6 protein-coding genes are annotated in these 6843 nt (G+C 65.2%); 2 read left to right on the forward strand and 4 right to left on the reverse strand.

The window, feature by feature from the left end:
• The 3 genes from AC1DRP_RS34540 to AC1DRP_RS34550 form a co-directional block, all read right to left on the reverse strand.
• A partial coding sequence (locus AC1DRP_RS34540) for a S9 family peptidase (protein WP_476770897.1) occupies positions 1 to 1249 on the reverse strand: 1249 nt, incomplete at its 3' end.
• 10 nt (positions 1250 to 1259) lie between these two features.
• On the reverse strand, positions 1260 to 2030 hold the full coding sequence (locus AC1DRP_RS34545; protein WP_476770898.1) for an alpha/beta fold hydrolase: 771 nt from the start codon (positions 2028 to 2030) through the stop codon (positions 1260 to 1262).
• Between the two features lie 192 nt (positions 2031 to 2222).
• Positions 2223 to 3137: a LysR family transcriptional regulator gene (locus AC1DRP_RS34550; RefSeq protein WP_476770899.1), complete on the reverse strand. Its 915-nt coding sequence runs from the start codon at positions 3135 to 3137 to the stop codon at positions 2223 to 2225.
• An 86-nt stretch (positions 3138 to 3223) separates the two neighbouring features.
• Here AC1DRP_RS34550 and AC1DRP_RS34555 point away from each other — a divergent pair, with 86 nt between their 5' ends.
• Together AC1DRP_RS34555 and AC1DRP_RS34560 are read left to right on the forward strand one after the other, a co-directional pair.
• Entirely contained in the window at positions 3224 to 4426 is a 1203-nt protein-coding gene (locus AC1DRP_RS34555) for a 4-oxalomesaconate tautomerase (protein ID WP_476770900.1), read from the forward strand.
• A complete protein-coding gene (locus AC1DRP_RS34560; RefSeq protein WP_441504489.1) occupies positions 4359 to 5345 on the forward strand; it encodes a Bug family tripartite tricarboxylate transporter substrate binding protein in 987 nt (328 codons plus the stop codon). The genes AC1DRP_RS34555 and AC1DRP_RS34560 overlap by 68 nt, the downstream gene beginning before the upstream one ends.
• 96 nt (positions 5346 to 5441) lie before the next feature.
• On the opposite strand, the gene AC1DRP_RS34565 is transcribed toward AC1DRP_RS34560, so the two are convergent.
• Entirely contained in the window at positions 5442 to 6647 is a 1206-nt protein-coding gene (locus tag AC1DRP_RS34565) for an MFS transporter (protein ID WP_441488111.1), read from the reverse strand.
• Positions 6648 to 6843 lie beyond the last annotated feature (196 nt).

Below are 6843 nucleotides of genomic sequence, written 5' to 3' on the forward strand. Positions count from 1 at the left end.
CATTGGGGGCGACGACCATGATGCCTTGGCTCAGGAAGAACTGCAGGTCGGCCCGGAAGATCGGCGTCCACTGCGCTTCCGGTCCGCCATGCACCACGACCACGGCCGGATAGCCGCCCGCCGGAGCCTTGCTCCGCGGCCGGTAGACGAAGAAGGGCACTTCGAGACCGTCGAAGCTCGCGGCGCGCTCGACGCTCGGCTCGACAAAGCTGCTTGAATCGAGACCTGCCTTGGATGCATCCGTCAGCCGCGTTGCCGTGCGGGTAGCCACATCGAAGCGCCAGATATCCGGAGACGAGGTCGCACCATCGAGCGGGAACACGAGGCCGCTGCCGTCGGGAACCCAGGCCACCGAGCCGATGGTCCCGCGCGGCAAGCCGGCGACCTCGAACTCCTCGGCCGTCGCGAGATCACGAATGAAAACGCGGTTCCAGCCTTCCTCGTTCGCCACATAGGCGAGGCGGCCCTGGTCAGGCGCGAGCGCGATCGCCTCGATATCCTGCTTCTCCCGCTCGACGATCCAGGTGACGCGCCCCTCGGCCAGTGCACAGAAGGCGACACCGAGATGCTCGCGCCCCTGATCGGACACGAAGAAGAAGCCGCTGCCATCCTTCTTCATGCGGCTGACGACATAGCGCGCGCGGCCCTCATGCGGCAGCAATGGCGTGAGGCTGCCAGTCTCGAGATCGAGGCGATGCAGGTCCTGATCGCTCATCGAACGCGTGGCGTTGGCGACGAGCAGCGACTTGCCATCGGGGAAGAAGGCGACCGCCTCACGATAGCCGGAGCCTTGATGGACGCGCTTGGCGGTGCGCGTAGCGAGTTCCATGACGTAGACGTCCATATGCTCGCAATCGCGGGCATTGGAGGTGAATGCGATGCGTTGTCCGTCCGGCGCCCAGGCGCCCCAGGCATGCACGACCGTCGGATCGTCGGTAAGCGGCTCAGGCACTCCGGAGGCGCCCGGCACCAACCAGAGTTGGTGCCGCTCGTCGCCACCGCAATCCATCGTGAAGAGGAGGTCGCGGCCCTTGGGGTTGAAGGAGATCGCGCCGATCGGCTCCGGCATATCGGTCAGGCGCCAGGGCGCTCCGCCCGCGAGCGGCCGCAGCCAGATCTGGTGCGTGCCACTCTCGTCGCTGAGATAGGCCAGCAATTCGCCGTCGGGCGCGATGGCGGGGCTCTTTGCGCTCCGGACCTCGAGATAGGGCTCGATGCCGATGCGAATCTGGTTTGCGGCCTCGTACATGGGCTCTCCCTCAGGCCGCCTGGGCCAGCATCACATCGCGCAACCGGTCCGTTGCCTCGCGCAGGGCTTGCGACAACGCCGGCGCACTCGGCGTCGCTGCGTGGTTCGCTTCGGTCACGATCGTGAACCGGGCTTCGGGCCAGGCCTTTTTCAGCTGCCAGGCCGTGCTCATCGGCGTCACCGTATCGTAGCGCCCCTGCACGATCTCGGCCGGCAAATGGCGGATGCGACCGATGTCGCTCAGCAATTGGCCGGAGGGAAGGAAGGCCCCGTTCATGCAGTAATGCGTGAAGATCCGGGAGATCGCGAGCGCGGCGTCGGTGTCGGTCAGCGTCGCGACATGGTCCGGGTCGGGCAGGAACGTCTGGGTCTGCGCCGAAAAGGTCCTGAGGCGCTCGGGATGGCTCTGGCCGTAGGCGAGCCCAAGACAGCTGCCCCAGGACCCGCCGGTGACGAGCCAGCGCTCGATGCCAAGATGGCTGCGGATACGCTCCAGATCGGCGATCAGGTCCTGCGTCGTGTTGCCGTCGAGTTCCGCATGCGGGGTCGATTTCCCGGCACCGCGCTRGTCGAAGGTCACGATATTGAAGACGGCAGGGTCGAAGGTCCGGCGCTGGGCCGGCTTGGTGCCGCCGCCCGGACCGCCATGCAGAAAAACGACCGGAATGCCGTCCGGATTGCCGCTGGTCTCAACATGGAGTTCATGCGCGCCCCCCACCGCAAGCCGAAAAGCGCGGTAAGGCTCAAGCGCGGGGTAAAGAACGTCATCGTAGGCCGACACGCCTTGCTCCAACGAAAAACGCGCTGAAGCCAGCGCTCAACCATCTCGATGACCTAACGATGCCACGCTCGGCCCGATGCTGGCTAATGCAATTTGGGTTCGATGTTATGCGCCTGTGGAATAGTTTTGCAGCATACCCGTCCCCGACCTCCTGTTGCCTTGGGCGCCGCGGCCAGCCGCGTGGGCAGGCTCTTATTTCCGCTGAGGCAAAGGCCCTCGCCATGTCCCCAGCAGCATATCGAGAAAGCGCTCCGCAGCCGGAGCAAGGCGAACGCCGCGGCGACGCACCACGCCAATGGTCCGCGAGACCTCCGGATCGCGGATCGGGCACGTCACGATGATGGGATGCTCTCCGGTCGGCGTTGCAAGGCGCGGCAAAACCGAGATGCCAAGCCCGGCTTCGACCAGCCCCAGCGAGGTCGACAGATGCGTGACTTCGAAGGACCAGTCCAGCCGCACGCCGACCCGTACCAGGGCCGCGTCGAGGATGGCGCGATTGCCGCTCGCCCGGCTGACGGTGACCAGTGGATGCCCTTCGAGATCGGCCCAGCCGAGCGATGGCTTGCTCGCCAGGATATGGTCGCGCCGGCAGGCGAGGACGAACGGGTCTTCGAGCAGCGGCTCGAAGCTCAGATCGGGATCGGAGCCGCCGAGCAGATTGATGCCGAATTCGACCTCGCCGCGCGCCACGCTCTCCAGGCCATCATTGGCCGAGAGGTCGAGGATCCGGAACCGAATATTGGGATACTGCTCCGAGAAGCGCGCGATCACCGAGGGCAGGAAGTAAAACGCGGCCGTCGGCACACAGGCGAGCGCGATCTGCCCTGCTCGCCTCGTGCCAAGATCGCGCATCGCGAAGATCGATGAATCGAACTCGTCCAGCATGCGCCGCACCAGCGGCAGCATCTCGCGCCCGACCATGGTCAGCGCCACGCGCCGCGTCGTGCGTTCGAGCAGGGCCGCGCCGACCGCTGCCTCGAGCCGCTGGATGCGCCGGCTCAGCGCCGGCTGCGACATGTTGAGGGCCTCTGCGGCGCGGTGGAACCCCTCCAGTTCAACCACCGCGATGAACGCGCGCAGATCAAGCGCTTCGAAATTGATGCTCATGGCGCATCAATAACACCGATCTCTGCATTTCACAGAGGTTTCACGATCTGGGATGAGAGCCCGTCACTCACCGCTGGACGCCGCCCTTGCCCGATCCGCTCAAGCCCACTCATGCACGTGCCCTGCGCATTCCCTGCGTGCTGATGCGCGGCGGCACATCCCGCGGCCCGTTCTTCCTGGAAACCGATCTGCCGGCTGACCCGGAGGCGCGCGACCGCGTGCTGCTCGCAGCAATGGGGTCGCCTCACACGCTGCAACTCGACGGGATCGGGGGCGGCAATTCGCTGACCAGCAAGGTCGCCATCGTCGGCAACGCCTCACGCCCGGATGCCGATATCGATTACCTYTTCGCCCAGGTCGCAGTCGACCGGGCTCATGTCGATCTCGGTCCGAACTGCGGCAACATGCTCTCCGCCATCGGCCCCTTCGCCATCGAGGCCGGCCTCGTGCCGGCATGCGATGGTGAGACGATGGTTCGGATCTACAACCGCAATACCGCCTCGCTGATCGAGGCGGTGGTGCAGACCCCCGGCAAACGTGTCGAGTATGACGGCACAACCGCGATCGACGGCGTTTCAGGCACTGCAGCCCCGATCAAGCTGACCTTCCTCGAAGCCGTCGGTTCCAAGACCGGCTCCCTGCTGCCGACCGGCAAGCCGCGCGAGTTGATCGATGGTGTGCCGGTCACGTTGATCGACTATGCCACGCCGATGCTGCTCGTCCGYGCTACCGATTTCGGCCTTGCCGGTGACGAGATGCCGGCGGAGCTCGACGCGAATACGGCCCTGCTGGCGCGGCTGGAGGAGATACGGCGCGAGGCGGGCAGGCGCATGGGTCTTGGCGACGTCGCCGGCCGGGTCATTCCCAAGATCGGACTGCTTTCGACGGCCCGCCAGGGCGGCAGCCTGACCTCACGCTATTTCACGCCGGACCGCTGCCATCGCAGCCATGCCGTCACCGGCGCACTCTGCATCGCCGTCGCCAGTCAGGTCGCCGGCAGCGTTGCGCAAGAGGTAGGTCTCGCGGACGCCGCCTCGCTGGTGACGATCGAACATCCGAGCGGCCGTATCCAGGTCGACCTCGCTCTCGACGCATCTGGCCAGGTTGCCAGAGCCAGCCTGGTGCGCACCGCGCGCCGTATCTTTGAAGGCCATGTCATCGTCCCCGCCAGCGCGATTGGCGCGCTGCCAGAAGGGACTGCAATCGGAGGAAATTCCCATCATGACACCGACGCGTCGCCACTTCTGCAGCCTGCTGACGACTGCAGCCGCCAGCGCCTGTCTGCCTGAGCTGGCATTCGCTCAGGCAGCATTTCCCGAGCGGCCGATGCGCCTGCTGGTGCCTTACGCGGCCGGCGGCGGAACGGACGCGATCGCGCGTCTGGTCGCCCAGGGCGTTGGAGAAAAGCTCGGCCAGTCACTGGTCGTGGAGAATAACGGATCGGCCGGCGGCAACCTGATCACCGCACAGGCCGCCACCTCTCCCGCGGATGGCTACACGGTGCTGATGGCCAATCAGGGCCCGATGGTGGTCAACCCGCACCTGTTCAAGAACGTCAAGGTCGATCCGCTGACGGCCTTCGACCCGATCACCCTGATTTCCGCAGCTCCGCTGGTCGTCGTCGTGGCGCAGAATTCGCCCCACAAGACGATCAAGGACCTGATCAGCTTCGGCGAGAAGAATCCGGGCAAACTGACCTACGGCTCTGCCGGCAACGGTTCGGCCAGCCACCTGGCCACCGTTCTGCTGGCGCAGATGGCGCAGTTCACAGCCGTGCACGTGCCCTATCGTGGCGCAGGCCCGGCCCTGACCGACCTCCTCGCCGGCCAGTCCGATTTCATGATCACCACCGTGCCGTCGGTTCTCGGGCTGATCGAAGGCAGCAAGGTGCGCGCGCTGGCGGTGACCGGCAAGGAGCGGGCCAAGCTCTTCCCGGAGGTGCCCTCGGTCGCAGAAAGCGGCTGGGCCGGTTACGAGGCGACAGCCTGGTATGGTTTCGTCGTGCCGAAGGGGACGCCGAAGGATGTCGCTGCAAAGCTCCGCACCGCCACGGTGGAGGCCATCAACGACGCGACCATCCGCGAACGGCTGAAGAACGAAGGCGCCGAGCCGATCGGCAATACGCCGGCCGAGTTCGCTGCGATGATGGAAGCGGAGTCGAAGCGCTGGGCCGGCATCATCAAGCAGGCCCAGATCGCGGTAAACTAGGCCCGAGACGGGCCAATCCATACAAAGACCTGCGTCACGGCCCGCCAGCGGCAGGCCGTGACGCAGCGTACTTATCCAGCCTGAGCGATTCCGGGCCTAGCTCTCGCCTCTTTGCGGCAGGCGAGGCAGCAGGATCGTAAGCAGCCCCAGCAGCGGCAGGTAGGAGCAGACGCGGTAGACGAAGGCGATACCGTGCGTATCGGCGAAGTTGCCAAGCAGGGCCGCTCCAAGTCCACCCGCGCCAAAGGCAAAGCCGAAAAACACGCCGGCGATCAGGCCGACACGGCCGGGCACGAGTTCCTGTGCGAAGACGACAATCGCAGAGAATGCCGAGGCGAAGATCAAGCCGATCACGACGCTCAGCACGCCGGTCCAGAACAGGCTCGCATAAGGCAGCAGCAGCGCGAACGGGATCACACCCAGGATCGAGAACCAGATCACGAAACGCGCTCCGAACCGGTCCCCGATCGGCCCACCCAGAAAGGTCCCGACTGCGGCTGCACCGAGGAAGAGAAACAGCATCAGCTGCGCATCGCGCATGCCGAGCTGGAACTGGTCGATCACGTAAAAGGTGAAATAGCTCGAGATGCTGGCCATGTAGACATTCTTGGTCGCGGTCAGCAGCACGAGGATGAGGAACGCCAGTGCGACGCGCCCCTGCGGCAACGGCAGCGTGCGACTGACGGCAGGACGGCTGGCATTCTGGCGGCGATGACCGGCATACCAGGCCCCGACCCAGCCGAGCACGATCATGCCCAGCATCGCTATGGCCGAGAACCACGCCACACTGCCCTGGCCGAATGGCAACACCACGAAGGCCGCGAGCAGCGGTCCGATGGCCGAGCCCATATTGCCGCCAACCTGGAAAAGCGATTGCGCCAGGCCGTGGCGGCCGCCGGAGGCAAGGCGAGCCACCCGTGACGCCTCCGGGTGGAAGATTGCGGAACCGAAGCCGATCAGGCTCGCCGCCATGAGCAGCATCGCAAAGCTATGCGCATTGCCCAGCAGGATCAGTCCGGCGCAGGTGCAGGCCATCCCGGCCGGCAGCGAATAGGGCATCGGCCAACGATCGGTCACCATCCCGACGACCGGCTGCAGCAGCGAGGCCGTGACCTGGAAGGTCATGGTCAGCAGTCCGATCTGGACGAAATCGAGAGCGTAGTTTGCCTTGAACAGCGGGTAGAGCGAGGCAAGAAGCGATTGCATCACATCGTTGAGCAGGTGGCAGAAGCTCACCGCCAGCAGGATCGATGTCGTCGTCTTCTCGAAACGGGACCTGGTCCCGGGGAACGCTGCAACCATCTCAATTCGTCTCCAGCGCGGGCCGCAAACACCGGCTTATCGCCGCCATGCCTCTTTACAGAGCGCCTCCTTGACCTGCATTCGTGTTTCGGTCGAATTCTTTTGCGTTTGGGCCAAAGATGAGAAAACTGCCGCAGCATCTGCTCGAGGCGCGCGACGAGGCTCACCGCCGTAACCTCGGATGGATTGCCTATGC

The organism is Allobosea sp. 01N443 (assembly GCF_056399325.1).